Raw genomic sequence first — 15,029 nt, forward strand, 5'->3', positions numbered from 1 at the left:
GATATAATGGGATATGTTCTGTTAATGAATATATGGTCCGTTGGTCAAGGGGTTAAGACACCGCCTTTTCACGGCGGTAACACGGGTTCGAATCCCGTACGGACTATATCTCATTCCGCCATAGCTCAGTTGGTAGTAGCGCATGACTGTTAATCATGATGTCGTAGGTTCGAGTCCTACTGGCGGAGCTAGTATAGCACCCATTTGGGTGTGTTTTTGTTTTGAAAAAGGCTAGGATAATGACTATCCTAGCCTTTTATTTATAAGTGAACGATGGTTAGATTCCTTAGCTTTTTCGTCTTTTTATTTGTCTCCATTCGTAGAGGAAAAAGAGAATGATTCCAACGAAAAAGGCAATGAGTCCTTCAATGAAGCCTTGGGGAACAAATGTTAAGGTGACTGTTCCGGATCCTTTTGAAACACGAACTCCCATCAATCCTTTCTGGATGCGATGAATTTGGATAGGCTTTCCATTTTGTTTAGCTGACCAGCCTTTATCATAAGGGAGTGTAAAAATAAGGGTAGTGTCTCTATTTGCGTTATAGGCTGCTACCAATTTGTTTTTCTTTTTGTGAATAGCAACTTCTTGCTGACGAATGCTAGCGATAGCTTGTGTATATTGGTCAAGATCCAGAGAAAAAAATTCTGGCGTCTGAAAGGAGACCGTCGAATTTTCTGGAAAACTCATACGAATAGTAATCGTTTCCTCTGTGTCAAAATGGCCAATCGAAAAGAATGGAAAGGCATTATCAATGGTATAGCGTTGGGTCTGTCCATTGTAGCTGATTTCAATATCTTTCCGATCATCGTTTGAAAATTGTAAATTTGGAACATTGACATATAGTTGGCTATGGGCAGGAACCGTTACTTCATATTGAATACTTGCGTAGGATAGATGACTATCTTCTTCAATTTTTGCAGTTTGCAACGAAGATGTAGTATTTTGTGAAGTAGGCGAGAGAATAGTTAATTTCTTATAAAATTTATATTTTTCATCTGTGATTTGATGGATGAATCGTGTCTGATTATCCAGTGTCAAATTCGTAAAGGAAGTATTTTTATAAGGTTTTGCTGACAGAAAGGCGATTGGTAAGGCATATTCGTTTTCTGAAAGTGAGACTCCATTTTTGGTTGCAATCTCTTTAAATCCAAATTTTTGAACAGGTTGTTGGCTTAAATTATAGCGAACACCAAATAGACTATCCATTAAAATAGAATTGTTTTGGTATCGAAGATTGAGGTTAGTTCCTTCAGATTTAAATCCTAGTTTGTCCAATGTCGAGCTAGCATCCGTATTTCGTACAGATGAAAATTGAGAAATTCCATTATAACCATACTTCATGCTATCATTGCCCGTTTGTGGATGTAGAATCTCAGTCCGATAATTTGAGTCTGTCTTCTCTCTTACTAAGGATTGGATGGCTTTTAAGTCGCGTTCGTAGGATGAGCGAGAAGCAAAGACCCATTCATTCGCAATTCCTTCCATTTGATAATAACTATTTACCGATAATTCAAAAATGGAGAAAAAAAGGATCGAAAGATAGAAAAGTCTAGGCGGTATCTTTTTTAGGATAAATCCTAAACAGACCAAATAGAAAGCAATTAAAAATTCAAAAGTAACAATGAAATTGACAGCATCTAAAAATTTATAGTGACTGCTGTAAAGGACAGTTGCTCCAAATCCTAGAATAAGGAGGAAATTAGCAAGACTAAAACGAATCCAAGTGATCTCCTCTATTCGATTTAGTACTTCTCCTGCCATCAGAATAATCGTCAAAGAAAAGATCCAAGAGTATCGATGAAGAAACATATTTGGCGCGTGCATACCTTGCCAAAGGAGATCTAATAATTGAAAACGAAAACTCAAAATAAGAATGGTCAAGAGTATAAAGTAAGAAAGTTTCACGTGAAACTTGATCGACTTTACAAAGAAAAAGGTGATCGCTAATAGAAGTGGAAACAATCCCACGTAGATCATTGGAATTGATCCATATTTAGTAGTGTCAAAACTTCCAATGAAATTTTTTGCAAATACGTCAAGATACCAACTTTTTTCTGTAAAGATACTGTCAACCTTTGAAAAACTTTCTCCATGAGTGCGTAAATCTAAGAAGGTTGGATATAACATCACAAGGCTTGTTATAACTGATAAAAGAGATACAATCACAAAATGAAAGAAGCGTTTTCCAATTCTTTTGATGTCCCATGACAGTTGTGTCAAGTACCATAAAATAAGAAAAATAGACATCATAAACCCAAAATAATAATTTTGGATAAACAAGCTGGTTAAGCTGATAAAGTAGAGAATCTCTCCCTCATTGTAAATGAGTTTTTTGAATCCATAAAGAATTAATGGTGCTAGGATAAAAACATCTAGCCAAGTTTTGATTTCAATTTGGCTGATAGCAAAACTCATAAGAGCAAATGAGGTTGAAAGGGTAAGAACCAGGGATCTAGGAATTTTAGAAAACATTCCATGTAAACTAATATAAGTGCTTAACCCAATAGCTCCAAATTTAAGAAGAGTGATGAGGTAAACAGCATCCGGCATGGATTGTGCATTAAAGAAGTAGACAAGAGGAGAAAAGAAACTTCCTAGATAATAGCTACTGAGTGCATAGAAATTAATACCTAATCCACTTTGAAAACTGTAAAATAGGCTATCTGTCCCGTGTAAAATATTTCGAAGTGTGGTATCAAAAATGACATACTGATGATAACCATCTCCTAATAAGGGGGATGTATCACTGTTCCAGTAGATTCCTTGTGAGAGGTAAATAAAGAACATCATGATAGCTGGAATCAGGAAAGAAGATACTATAAAAAGGGATGTTTTTAGCTTTGTTTTATTCATATATTTCTACTGAAAGAGCCTGAAATAATGATTTCAGGGCTCTTTATTTTTATGATTGGCTCCAAAGTTCTTTCACTTTTGCTTGAACTTCTTCATTTTCAAGAAACTCATCATAGGTTTCATCAATACGATCGATTACGCCGTTTTTTGAAAGAACGATAATATGGTTGGCGAGTGTTTGAATGAATTCGTGGTCATGGCTGGCAAAGATAATCGATTCTTTAAAATTCTTCAATCCATCATTCAAACTTGAGATAGACTCCAAATCCAAGTGATTGGTTGGATCATCCAGTACAAGAACATTTGACTTGAGGAGCATCAATTTAGACAACATGACACGAACTTTTTCTCCCCCTGACAAGACGTTGACAGACTTGTTAACTTCGTCACCCGAAAAGAGCATACGTCCTAAGAAACCACGAAGGAAAGTATTGTCATCTTCTTCTTTACTTGCAAATTGACGAAGCCAATCAAGAATACTTTCACCACCTGCAAAATCACGACTGTTGTCTTTTGGTAGATATGATCGACTAGTTGTAACACCCCACTTGACAGTTCCTTCATATTCAATATCATCCATCAAGGCACGGATTAAAGCGGTTGTTTGAATATCGTTCTGTCCGATAAGGGCGGTTTTGTCACCAGGACGTAAGATAAAGCTGATATTGTCAAGGATGGTTTCTCCATCAATCTTGACAGAAAGATTTTCAACTGTCAAGAGATCGTTACCAATTTCTCGTTCTGCCTTAAAGTTGATAAATGGGTACTTCCGACTAGATGGAACAATTTCTTCAAGTTCAATCTTGTCAAGCATTTTTTTACGCGAAGTTGCTTGTTTTGATTTTGAAGCGTTGGCTGAGAAACGTGCGACAAACTCTTGTAATTGTTTAATTTTTTCTTCAGCTTTTGCATTTCTATCTGCTTGTAATTTTGCTGCAAGTTCAGAAGATTCTTTCCAGAAATCATAGTTCCCGACGTAAAGTTTAATTTTTCCAAAGTCGAGATCCGCCATATGGGTGCAGACTTTGTTCAAAAAGTGGCGGTCGTGGGATACAACGATAACCGTATTTTCAAAATCAATCAGAAAATCTTCTAACCAGGTAATGGATTGAATATCCAATCCATTGGTCGGCTCGTCCAAAAGAAGGACATCTGGTTTACCAAAAAGGGCTTTAGCTAAGAGAACTTTCACTTTATCCCCATTGGCTAACTCGCTCATAGTTTGATAATGAAGGTCTTCTGAAATATTTAGATGTTGAAGCAATTGAGATGCTTCACTTTCTGCTTCCCATCCACCAAGTTCGGCAAATTCACCTTCAAGTTCAGCTGCACGGACACCATCTTCATCAGAGAAATCTTCTTTCATGTAGATAGCATCTTTCTCTTTCATAATGTTGTAGAGCTTCTCATTTCCCATAATGACAACATCGATGACCCGCTCGTCTTCATAGTCAAAGTGATTTTGACGCAAAACGGACAAACGTTCATCAGGACCGAGAGAAATATGACCAGTTGTTGGTTCAATATCTCCAGCTAAAATTTTTAAAAAGGTTGATTTTCCAGCACCGTTGGCACCAATGAGACCGTATGTATTTCCTTCTGTAAAGTTAATATTGACATCGTCAAACAATTTTCGATCACTAAAACGTAGTGAGACGTCTGATACTGTAAGCAATGATTTTCTCCTCTTTCTATAATGTCTTCATTTTACTAGAAAAAAGAGGAAAATTCAACTTTTTTACTGTCAATTTATTTTTACAACTTTGTAAATTTAGTTGACATGATAGTAAAGTGTTATTTCGTCACAAACATAGAGGATAGACTAACATTTTCAACTAGAAAGTGCTATAATGATAAGGATAACGATTAAGGAGAAGAGTATGACAAAACCCATCATTTTGACAGGAGATAGACCAACAGGAAAACTTCATATTGGCCACTATGTTGGTTCTTTAAAAAATCGCGTTTTACTACAAAATAAAGACGAGTATAATATGTTTGTTTTCCTAGCAGACCAGCAAGCTTTGACAGACCATGCAAAAGATCCAAAAACGATTGTAGAATCTATTGGTAATGTTGCTTTGGATTATCTGGCAGCTGGACTAGATCCTGAAAAAGTTACGATTTTCATTCAAAGTCAGATTCCTGAATTAGCGGAATTGACCATGTATTACATGAATCTAGTATCTTTGGCGCGACTTGAAAGAAACCCAACTGTAAAAACCGAGATTTCTCAAAAAGGTTTTGGTGAGAGTATTCCAACAGGATTTTTGGTATACCCTATTTCACAAGCAGCCGATATCACAGCTTTTAAAGCAAATTTTGTTCCAGTAGGAAATGATCAAAAGCCAATGATTGAGCAAACTCGTGAGATTGTTCGTTCCTTTAATCATGCTTACAACACAGATACTTTGGTGGAACCGGAAGGGATTTATCCTGAAAACGAAGCAGCAGGGCGCTTACCTGGTTTAGACGGAAATGCTAAAATGTCTAAATCGTTGAATAATGGCATTTACCTAGCTGATGATGCAGATACTTTAAAGAAAAAAGTGATGAGTATGTATACTGATCCGGATCATATTAAAGTAGAGGATCCAGGAAAAATCGAAGGCAATATGGTATTTCATTACCTGGATGTATTTGGCCGTCCAGAAGATGTAGCTGAAATTGCAGAAATGAAAGAACATTATCAAGGTGGTGGACTTGGTGATGTAAAGACCAAACGATATCTTTTAGAAATTTTAGATCGTGAATTAAGACCAATTCGTGAAAGACGACTTGAGTTTGCAAAGGATATGGGTGAGGTCTACTCTATTCTTGAAAAAGGAAGTGAGCGCGCTCGAAATGTAGCAGCTCAAACACTGGATGAAGTAAAATCTGCGATGGGAATTACCTATTTTAAAAAATAAAACGACTTCATTAAAAGCGAACATTTCTTACTGTTCATTGATAATTTACCAATAAATGATTGACAAATTGCCATAGAATGGTATGATATTAACAATAAAAATTCGAGCCTTGCTCAAATAAAAAGAAAAGAGGATCCAGCTAATGTCTAATTGGGACACAAAGTTTTTAAAAAAAGGGTTTACATTCGATGACGTGCTTTTGATTCCAGCAGAAAGTCACGTATTGCCTAATGATGCAGATTTAAGTACACAATTAGCAAGTAATTTACGCTTGAATATCCCAATCATTACTGCTGCCATGGACACAGTGACTGAAAGTCAAATGGCAATTGCTATGGCACGTGCTGGTGGACTTGGTGTGATCCATAAAAACATGTCAATTGAGCAACAGGCAGATGAAGTACGCAAAGTAAAACGCTCTGAAAATGGAGTTATCATTGATCCGTTCTATTTGACTCCGTCTCATACAATTGCAGAAGCAGATGAGTTGATGGGACGATACCGAATCAGTGGTGTTCCTGTTGTTGAAACACTTGAAAATCGTAAATTAGTTGGTATCCTTACAAACCGGGATTTGCGTTTTATTTCTGATTACAATCAACCCATTTCAAATCATATGACGAGTGAAAATTTGGTGACCGCACCAGTTGGAACTGATTTGGAAACAGCTGAACGCATTCTACAAGAGCACCGTATTGAAAAATTACCATTGGTAGATGAAAATGGTCGTCTTTCTGGCTTGATTACAATCAAAGATATTGAAAAAGTTATTGAGTTTCCAAATGCGGCTAAGGATGAATTTGGTCGTTTGCTTGTGGCTGGTGCCGTAGGGGTTACTTCAGATACTTTTGAACGTGCAGAAGCTCTTTTTGAAGCTGGTGCAGACGCAATTGTCATTGATACTGCTCATGGACATTCTGCGGGTGTTCTTCGTAAGATTGCAGAAATTCGTGCTCACTTCCCAGATCGTACCTTGATTGCAGGAAATATTGCAACTGCTGAAGGTGCTCGTGCATTATTTGATGCAGGGGTAGACGTAGTTAAGGTCGGAATTGGTCCAGGATCAATCTGTACAACTCGTGTTGTTGCAGGGGTTGGTGTTCCTCAAGTGACTGCTATTTATGACGCAGCCGCTGTAGCTCGTGAATATGGAAAAACGATCATTGCTGATGGTGGTATCAAGTATTCAGGAGATATTGTCAAAGCACTCGCAGCTGGTGGAAATGCAGTAATGCTTGGTTCAATGCTTGCAGGTACAGATGAAGCACCAGGTGAAACAGAAATCTTCCAAGGTCGTAAGTTTAAAACATACCGTGGTATGGGATCTATTGCAGCAATGAAGAAAGGTTCTAGCGACCGTTACTTCCAAGGATCTGTCAATGAAGCCAATAAATTGGTTCCTGAAGGAATTGAGGGACGTGTTGCTTATAAAGGTTCTGTAGCAGATATGGTATTCCAAATGATCGGTGGTATTCGTTCAGGTATGGGGTATGTTGGTGCAGCAACCATTCAAGATTTACATGATCATGCACAATTTGTTGAAATGAGTGGTGCAGGATTGAAAGAAAGCCATCCTCATGATGTGCAAATTACAAACGAGGCTCCTAACTACTCGGCACAATAAATTTACACATTTGTAAACAAAAATAACAGCATCTTGACAGTATTGTCAAGATGCTGTTTTGATATGACCGGCTTGAACAGTGAAAATTTTCAACTCTTCAGGTAGTTCTTTTAAATGATCGAGAGTGGTCGTTGTAATAAATGTTTGAATATTATTAGAGATGGTTTCAAGTAGTTGAAGTTGACGATAATTGTCAAGTTCGCTCATGACATCGTCAAGTAGTAAAATCGGCTTTTCTCTTGTGATTTCTTCCATTAATTCAATTTCTGCTAATTTTAGAGAGAGAACAACACTTCGATGCTGGCCTTGACTACCAAAGGTAGCATTCATATTATTGATGAAAAATGCCAAATCATCCCTGTGAGGCCCAATACTTGTTGTTTTCCTAAAAATATCCTTCTGACGGTTTTTTTCCAACATAGAGAGAAACTGCTCTTCTATATCATTTCCTTCTTCAGAAAAAACAGTTGACTGATATTGAATTGATAGGTTTTCTTTGTTGTCAGAAAGTCGAGTATGTTTTTCTTTTGCTTTAGCTTCTAATTTTTTAATAAACTCAAGCCGATGATGGATGACGCGACTTCCAAAACTAGCTAGTTGTGAATCTAAGACCTCCAAAAATGTAGCATCAATTTTTTCCGAATTTTTTAGATAACTATTTCTTTGTTTCAGTACATGGTTGTATTGAGATAAGTCAGATAAGTAGAGAGGTTTCATCTGACCTAATTCAATGTCAATAAACTTTCGACGCCCTGCAGGTGATCCTTTGATCAGTTGCAAATCTTCGGGTGCGAAAAGGACAACATTCATATGGCCAATATAGTTCGATAATTTGGCTTGTTTCAAATGATTTACCTTAGTTATCCGACCTTTTGGTGTCAAGGAAATTTCTAATGGAAGGGGACCAGTTTCTCTTTGTAATTGACCAGACACTTTAAAATCGGTGGATTCAAAATAGATGAGATCTCTATCATTTCGTGTTCGATGACTTCTGGTTAAAGCTAGAAAATAAATTGATTCGAGAATATTGGTCTTTCCTTGAGCATTTTGACCTAGGAAAATATTTAATCCAGGATGAAACTCGACTTCTAGTTCTTGATAATTACGAAAATGTTGAATGGATAAGTGTTTTAACCACATTAGGAGATACCAGGAAAGCGAATCGCTTTTTCTTTTTTGTTAGTCTTTGTCGGTTGTTTCTTTTGTTGTTGATTGAGTTGCTTGACAAGTTTAGCAACACGTTCCTTTTCTTCCTTGTCTTTAAGATGCTCTTCTATTTCTTCTTGAGAAGGTTCAAGAATGGTGATAGTAACGCTCAGTTCAGGAATGTCAATTTGATCATTGACACGAAGTTTACGGCCTCTCCGTTGTTCTAATTCACCATTAACAAAGAGTTCTTTTTCTTGAAGAAAGGCTTTGATTGCACCACCACTCTGTATAATACCGAGTTCTTTTAAGATTGCTTGTAATGTAATAAAGTCATCAAATAATTTGTAATTCATAGTTCACCTCTTTGCGTGTTATTATACCATATTTTTAGTTTTTCTAGGGTAGAGAATGTTGAGTGATTTGAGGAGCTTTTTCACAGTTTGAATTAGGATTTTAGTGTGATTTCGTGTTATAATGAAAGTTACTATTGAGTAGAACGAGGATGAAAATGGAATTAGTAAAGGGCGTGAATCTTCACTTTCTTCAATCAAAAAAATTTAAAACCAATAAAATTAAGGTCCGTTTTTCATCGCTATTAGATGAAAATACTGTGGCTGCGCGTGTTTTAGTAGCCTGTATGATGGAAACTGCAAATCAAAAATATCCAACTTCACAATTATTCCGTGAAAAATTAGCGAGTCTATATGGGGTAGAATTGTCAACCTCAGTCTCTAAGAGGGGGCGTGTTCATTATGTTGATTTGAATATTTCCTTTGTGCGCGATGACTTTTTGAGCAAGAAAAATGTTCTTACTGATGAGGTTTTGGACATTATAGAAACTATCTTCTTTTCACCTTTGGTAGTAGAAGATCACTTTGATAATGATACATTTGACGTTGAAAAGAAAAATACAATTTCCGATTTGGAGTCGGAAATTGAAGAGCCTTATTATTATGCACATGGGCAATTGAATCAACTATTTTTTGAAGACGAAACAATCGGGATGTCAAGATTGGGGAAAGTTGATCTAGTGAGACAAGAAACAGCTCAAAGTTCTCTTGAACAGTTTCATCAGATGCTCCAATTAGATAACATTGACTTCTTTTTCATAGGTGACTTTAATGAGGTCGCTATTGTGGATCGAGTGAACCAGTTTGAATTCAAGCCACGTGATAACCATTTATCTGTCAATTATCAACAACCTTTTACAAATGTCGTTAGAGAAAAGTTAGAGCAAAAACAAAACCAACAATCTATTTTAGAATTAGGTTACCATTTTTCTACCCAGTATGGAGAATCTCTCCATATCCCACTAGTTGTATTAAATGGGATGCTGGGAGCTTTCTCGCATTCAAGACTTTTTCAAACAATTCGTGAGAAAGAAGGTCTCGCTTACACCATCTCTAGCCATTTTGATATTTTCACAGGCTTTATGAGAGTTTTTGCAGGTATCGATAAGGAATCTCGTACGAAAGTAATGACCTTGATTATGCGACAGTTGAATGATTTAAAACGAGGTAAATTTACAGATTCAGAGCTTCGGTTGACAAAAGAAATGTTGGTGAATACGACCTTATTAGCACAGGATCGACAAAATACCTTGATTGAAAGGGAATATCTGAAAACGATCCTAGGAACGAAGGTACTTTCCTTAGAAGAATGGTTAGAATCCATCAATAAGGTTAGTAGAGAGGAAATTATTGAAACGGCAAAAACAATTAATTTACAGTCTGTTTATTTTATGGAAGGAAAGTAGTGTAAAGATTGAAAATTAAAGAAAAATATTATGAATCAGTTGGTGAGCAGGTTTACTTTACACGCTTGTCAAACGGGTTGACCATTCATTTAGTTCCAAAAGAAGATTATTATGAAACTTATGGGATGATCACAACTAAGTTTGGTTCAGTGGACACACGAATTCTAGTGAATGGGGATGAAAGAAAATATCCTGCAGGAATTGCTCATTTTCTAGAACATAAAGTGTTCGAAGATGAAAAAGGCCAAGATTATCTAAAAAAATTCGTTCATTTAGGATCGGAAAGCAATGCCTTTACAAGCTTTACAAAGACAAGTTATCTTTTCTCAACAACTTCAAAGGTCCCTGAAAATATTCAATTGTTATTGGAGATGGTTTCAAAAGCTTCCTTTACAGAAAAATCTGTATCTAAGGAAAGAGAAATCATTCAACAAGAGATTGGAATGTATCAAGATAGTCCAGACTATCGATTGTTTTTTGGTGCTTTAGAAAATTTATATCCTGGGACACCGTTAGCAGACGATATTGCTGGGACGAGGGAATCTATTTCTAATATTACAATAGATAATCTCCGTGAAAACTTTGACCTATTCTATCATCCCTCTCAAATGCACTTATTAGTGATCGGAAATTTTGATGTTGATGAAGTATTGCAAGTAGTAAAGGAATATGATCTGACTCCTCCTCATCCTTCTATTGAGTTAGAACGTTTTCCTGTAGAAAAAAATGAAGTGAAATTGAATCAATCCTGTAGAATGCAAGTTGCTACTCCTAAGTTGGCAATTGGAATTCGAGGAAATGATATCATTAAGGAAGAGGAAAAATTTCGCTATAAATTAATGTTAAAATTACTATTTTCGATGATGTTTGGTTGGACCTCACAACGGTTTCAAAGTTTATATGAAGCTGGGAAAATTGACAACTCATTGACACTTGAAGTCGAGGTTGAGGAATTGTTTCATTTCGTCGTCTTGACAATGGATACTCAAGAACCGGTCTCCTTATCTCATCAATTTAGATCAGCTATTAAACAATTTGATAAGGATCCGGATGTGAATCAGGAACATTTAGATACGATTAAAAGCGAAATGTTTGGTGATTTCTTACAAGGTTTAAATTCGCTTGAGTATAGTGCCACTCAGTTTGAATATTTTTCAGACGGTAGCACTTCTTATGATCTTCCAAAGATTTTACAAGGTATTAGTTTACAAGATATCATCAAATTAGGTCGTCAGTTCATCGACCAGGCTGAAATGGTTGACTATATGATTTTTCAAAAGTAGTAAACAATGTATCAAGAAGGGAAAACATGAAGAAGAGAACGATTGGTCAAGTGTTAAGATTGTCAAGAGTAAATTTACACTTAAGTTTACAGGATGTTTCAAATAAGACAGCCATCGAAATTCCTTATATAGAAGCGTTGGAAAACGATGAGTTTGATTTATTACCGAGTCCCTTTTACGCCCAGATCTATCTTAAAAAGTTATCATGGGCTTTGGGATTGGATGAGTCCATCCTATTGACAGCTTTTCATGAAGGAAAAGAATTGTTATTTGATGAAGAAATACTTGTAAATGATGAAGAGCTTCATTCAAGAAAGTTAAGGCAGAAAACAAGCTGGTTACCAATCCTGTATTATCTGCTAGTTAGCTTTGCTATTCTTGGATTTGTGATTTATATCGTATATTTTTATAAGTTTACAGCATGAGTAAAATAGCTGTAAAGATAGTTTGTTTTTTGGAGGAAGTATGAAAAAAGAAAATATTCCTAATGCATTGACATTAATTCGAGTTGTGATGATTCCTATTTTTATTGCTATTTTAAGTCTAAGCCATTCTTATCTAGGCCATATTGTAGCAGCAGTTATTTTTGCAATTGCAAGTATTACAGATTATTTAGATGGCTTCCTTGCACGAAAATGGAATGTAGTGAGTAATTTTGGAAAATTTGCCGATCCAATGGCAGATAAATTATTGGTCATGTCAGCCTTTATCATGATGATTGAATTAAAGATGGTTCCTGCTTGGATTGCAGCCGTTATCATTTGTCGTGAGTTAGCTGTCACTGGTTTGCGTCTTCTACTTGTTGAGACGGGTGGTACAGTTCTTGCTGCAGCCATGCCTGGTAAAATTAAGACCTTTAGCCAAATGTTTGCTATTATCTTTTTGCTTTGTCATTGGACCCTTCCAGGGCAAGTATTACTTTATATCGCACTGATTTTTACAATTTATTCTGGTTACGACTACTTTAAGGGAAGTAGCTATCTCTTTAAAGACACATTTAAATAAATGAAACATATTATAGAGCTAAAAAATGTATCGTTTCGATACGATAAAATAATAGAAGAGTATCAAATTGACACTGTTTCGTTTCACGTGAAACAAGGGGAGTGGCTTTCAATTGTTGGGCACAATGGTAGTGGGAAATCTACAGTTGTACGCCTGATTGATGGTCTTTTGGAAGCTGAGTCTGGTGAGATTTACATTGATGGAAAAAAACTGACTCGTGAAACTATATGGGAAATCCGTAGTAAAATTGGGATTGTATTTCAGAATCCTGATAACCAATTTGTTGGTGCGACAGTAGAAGATGATGTTGCCTTTGGTTTAGAAAATCAAGGAATTCCACGGGAAGAAATGCTTCAACGAGTGGAGAAGGCTATTGAGCAAGTTGGTATGCTGGAGTTTAAAGATCGCGAACCATCTCGTTTGTCAGGTGGTCAAAAGCAACGGGTGGCCATAGCAGGTATTATCGCCTTGAGACCAACTATTATTATCCTTGATGAAGCAACTAGTATGTTAGATCCAGAAGGCAGAGAGGATCTAATGGCGGTAATGAGAGAACTTCAGAAAAAATTTCAATTAACAATTATCTCCATTACCCATGATTTAACCGAAATTGCCTTAAGTGATCGAACACTGGTGTTTCAAAAAGGAAAACTAGAGTCTTCTATGACGCCGCGGGAATTGTTTTCAAGAAATGACCTTAATGAGATTGGACTAGATAAGCCTTTTAGTAAGCAGGTTCAAGAATCTCTCAGCTCGCATTTTCCGCTAAAACAGGATTATCTAACAGAAAGTGAGTTATTAGACCAACTATGGGAATCTCTTTAAAGAATGTCTATTATACTTATCAAGAGGGAAGTCCTTTTGAAGGGCAGGCGCTTTCTGATATTAGTTTGGAAATAAAAGATGGATCTTATACAGCCATCATCGGGCATACTGGCAGTGGCAAGTCTACTTTGTTGCAATTACTAAATGGTTTACTGCGTCCGACTAAAGGAACGATTCAATTTGAAGATTTTGTTTTAGATAATCATTCTGAGCCAAAAGAAATGAAGTACCTGAGAAAAAAAGTCGGTTTGGTTTTTCAATTTCCAGAAAGTCAGCTATTTGCGGAAACTGTTCTAGCTGATGTAGCCTTTGGACCACAAAATTTTGGGGTACCTAAGGACAAAGCGGAGGAAATAGCCAAAGAAAAATTAGCGATCGTTGGTTTAGAAGAGTCTATCTATGATAAAAGTCCATTTGAACTATCTGGTGGACAAATGAGACGGGTTGCGATCGCGGGTATTTTAGCTATTGAACCAGAGATTTTAGTATTGGACGAGCCAACAGCAGGGCTAGATCCTGCTGGAAGAAAGGAATTGATGGCGCTGTTTGAAACATTACATAAAAATGGGATGACTCTAGTTCTGGTAACTCATACGATGGATGATGTAGCAAATTTTGCTGATACCGTATTTGCTTTAGAAGCGGGAAAACTTGTCCTAAACGGACCCCCAAGGGAAGTGTTTCAACAGGTTGAGTATTTACAAAAACTTCAATTAGGAGTCCCACAAATTACGAATTTTGCTCTTCAATTGAAACGAAGAGGACTTCCTCTGGACAGACTACCAATCAAAATTGAGGAACTAAAGGAGCTGTTACTTCATGAATAATATGATTTTAGGAAGGTATATTCCTGGAAACTCCATTATCCACCAACTAGATCCTCGTGGGAAGTTGCTCTCAATGTTTTTATTCATATTTCTTCTGTTTTGGGCAAATAATATCCAGACAAATGTTCTTCTCTTTGGTTTTATTTTTGTTTTAATGTATCTAACGAAGATTTCGGTTAGTTTTTATATTAAAGGCTTAAAATCAATGATTTTTATCATTGCTTTTACAACTATTTTTCAATTATTTGCGACTTCTCAAGGAACTATTTTGTATCAATGGTGGTTTTTTAAATTAACCGACCAAGGATTGATGCAAGCCGCCATCATATTTTGTAGATTTATTTTAATTATTTTTTATTCGACGATTTTAACCGTGACGACGACACCATTGAGTTTAGCAGATGCTGTTGAAAAGATCCTTACCCCACTAAAAATTATTAAGGTTCCGGCTCATGAGATTGGGTTAATGCTATCTATGAGTTTGCGCTTTGTTCCAACCTTAGTAGATGATACGAATCGAATCATGAATGCGCAAAGGGCACGTGGTGTTGATTTTGGTGAGGGAAATCTATTAAAAAGGATCCGTTCCTTTATTCCGATCCTCATTCCTCTATTTGCTTCTAGTTTTAAACGCGCAGATGCATTAGCAATTGCGATGGAAGCGAGAGGGTACAAAGGCGGTGAGGGACGAACACGCTATCGGACTCTGCAGTGGGGAGTAAAAGATACCCTGGCATTGCTCGTTATTCTGTGCCTCATGTTGATAGTTTTTTATCTAAAAAATGGATAGAGCTAGT

General features: G+C 36.5%; 13 protein-coding genes and 2 tRNA genes. 11 read left to right on the plus strand and 4 right to left on the minus strand.

Features of this window, described 5'->3' with window-relative positions:
• The first annotated feature begins 34 nt into the window (after positions 1 to 34).
• Positions 35 to 106, plus strand: a tRNA-Glu gene (locus I2F76_RS03275).
• A gap of 8 nt (positions 107 to 114) precedes the next feature.
• A tRNA-Asn gene (locus I2F76_RS03280) sits at positions 115 to 188 on the plus strand.
• 98 nt (positions 189 to 286) lie between these two features.
• Here the strand turns inward: I2F76_RS03280 and I2F76_RS03285 are convergent.
• Together I2F76_RS03285 and I2F76_RS03290 are read right to left on the minus strand one after the other, a co-directional pair.
• On the minus strand, positions 287 to 2,854 hold the full coding sequence (locus tag I2F76_RS03285; protein WP_125826821.1) for a YfhO family protein: 2,568 nt from the start codon (positions 2,852 to 2,854) through the stop codon (positions 287 to 289).
• Between the two features lie 49 nt (positions 2,855 to 2,903).
• Positions 2,904 to 4,529 (minus strand): ATP-binding cassette domain-containing protein, encoded by a 1,626-nt coding sequence (locus I2F76_RS03290; protein WP_049475060.1) that lies wholly within the window; start codon positions 4,527 to 4,529, stop codon positions 2,904 to 2,906.
• A gap of 205 nt (positions 4,530 to 4,734) precedes the next feature.
• On the opposite strand from I2F76_RS03290, the gene trpS reads away from it, so the two are divergent.
• Together trpS and guaB are read left to right on the plus strand one after the other, a co-directional pair.
• Entirely contained in the window at positions 4,735 to 5,763 is a 1,029-nt protein-coding gene (gene trpS, locus I2F76_RS03295) for a tryptophan--tRNA ligase (protein WP_195487233.1), read from the plus strand.
• A gap of 142 nt (positions 5,764 to 5,905) precedes the next feature.
• Positions 5,906 to 7,387, plus strand: coding sequence for an IMP dehydrogenase (gene guaB / locus I2F76_RS03300; protein WP_003009220.1), 1,482 nt, complete (start codon positions 5,906 to 5,908; stop codon positions 7,385 to 7,387).
• 45 nt (positions 7,388 to 7,432) lie between these two features.
• Here guaB and recF read toward each other — a convergent pair whose 3' ends face one another.
• Together recF and yaaA are read right to left on the minus strand one after the other, a co-directional pair.
• On the minus strand, positions 7,433 to 8,527 hold the full coding sequence (gene recF / locus I2F76_RS03305) for a DNA replication/repair protein RecF (protein ID WP_049475061.1): 1,095 nt from the start codon (positions 8,525 to 8,527) through the stop codon (positions 7,433 to 7,435).
• Positions 8,527 to 8,889 carry a S4 domain-containing protein YaaA gene (yaaA, locus tag I2F76_RS03310; protein WP_195423604.1) on the minus strand — a complete coding sequence of 121 codons (363 nt, stop codon included), beginning with the start codon at positions 8,887 to 8,889 and terminating at the stop codon, positions 8,527 to 8,529. Before yaaA ends, recF begins: the two co-directional genes overlap by 1 nt.
• A 155-nt stretch (positions 8,890 to 9,044) precedes the next feature.
• On the opposite strand from yaaA, the gene yfmF reads away from it, so the two are divergent.
• Genes yfmF through I2F76_RS03345 form a run of 7 tightly spaced genes read left to right on the plus strand, consistent with a single transcriptional unit; the run spans position 9,045 to position 15,022 of the window.
• The gene (yfmF, locus tag I2F76_RS03315) at positions 9,045 to 10,292 is read left to right on the plus strand and encodes an EF-P 5-aminopentanol modification-associated protein YfmF (RefSeq protein WP_195487342.1); all 1,248 of its coding nucleotides are present in this window, start codon (positions 9,045 to 9,047) and stop codon (positions 10,290 to 10,292) included.
• Between the two features lie 8 nt (positions 10,293 to 10,300).
• On the plus strand, positions 10,301 to 11,575 hold the full coding sequence (gene yfmH, locus I2F76_RS03320; RefSeq protein WP_195487234.1) for an EF-P 5-aminopentanol modification-associated protein YfmH: 1,275 nt from the start codon (positions 10,301 to 10,303) through the stop codon (positions 11,573 to 11,575).
• Positions 11,576 to 11,601: 26 nt separating this feature from the next.
• The gene (locus tag I2F76_RS03325; RefSeq protein WP_031574784.1) at positions 11,602 to 12,000 is read left to right on the plus strand and encodes a helix-turn-helix domain-containing protein; all 399 of its coding nucleotides are present in this window, start codon (positions 11,602 to 11,604) and stop codon (positions 11,998 to 12,000) included.
• Positions 12,001 to 12,040: 40 nt separating this feature from the next.
• Positions 12,041 to 12,580: a CDP-diacylglycerol--glycerol-3-phosphate 3-phosphatidyltransferase gene (pgsA, locus tag I2F76_RS03330; RefSeq protein ID WP_003009208.1), complete on the plus strand. Its 540-nt coding sequence runs from the start codon at positions 12,041 to 12,043 to the stop codon at positions 12,578 to 12,580.
• On the plus strand, positions 12,581 to 13,405 hold the full coding sequence (locus I2F76_RS03335) for an energy-coupling factor ABC transporter ATP-binding protein (protein WP_031574782.1): 825 nt from the start codon (positions 12,581 to 12,583) through the stop codon (positions 13,403 to 13,405).
• Positions 13,390 to 14,232 carry an energy-coupling factor transporter ATPase gene (locus I2F76_RS03340; protein WP_195487235.1) on the plus strand — a complete coding sequence of 281 codons (843 nt, stop codon included), beginning with the start codon at positions 13,390 to 13,392 and terminating at the stop codon, positions 14,230 to 14,232. Before I2F76_RS03335 ends, I2F76_RS03340 begins: the two co-directional genes overlap by 16 nt.
• A complete protein-coding gene (locus I2F76_RS03345) occupies positions 14,225 to 15,022 on the plus strand; it encodes an energy-coupling factor transporter transmembrane component T family protein (protein ID WP_070594293.1) in 798 nt (265 codons plus the stop codon). Before I2F76_RS03340 ends, I2F76_RS03345 begins: the two co-directional genes overlap by 8 nt.
• Positions 15,023 to 15,029 lie beyond the last annotated feature (7 nt).

It is taken from the genome of Streptococcus parasanguinis (genome assembly GCF_015557775.1).
Taxonomy (GTDB): domain Bacteria; phylum Bacillota; class Bacilli; order Lactobacillales; family Streptococcaceae; genus Streptococcus; species Streptococcus parasanguinis_AA.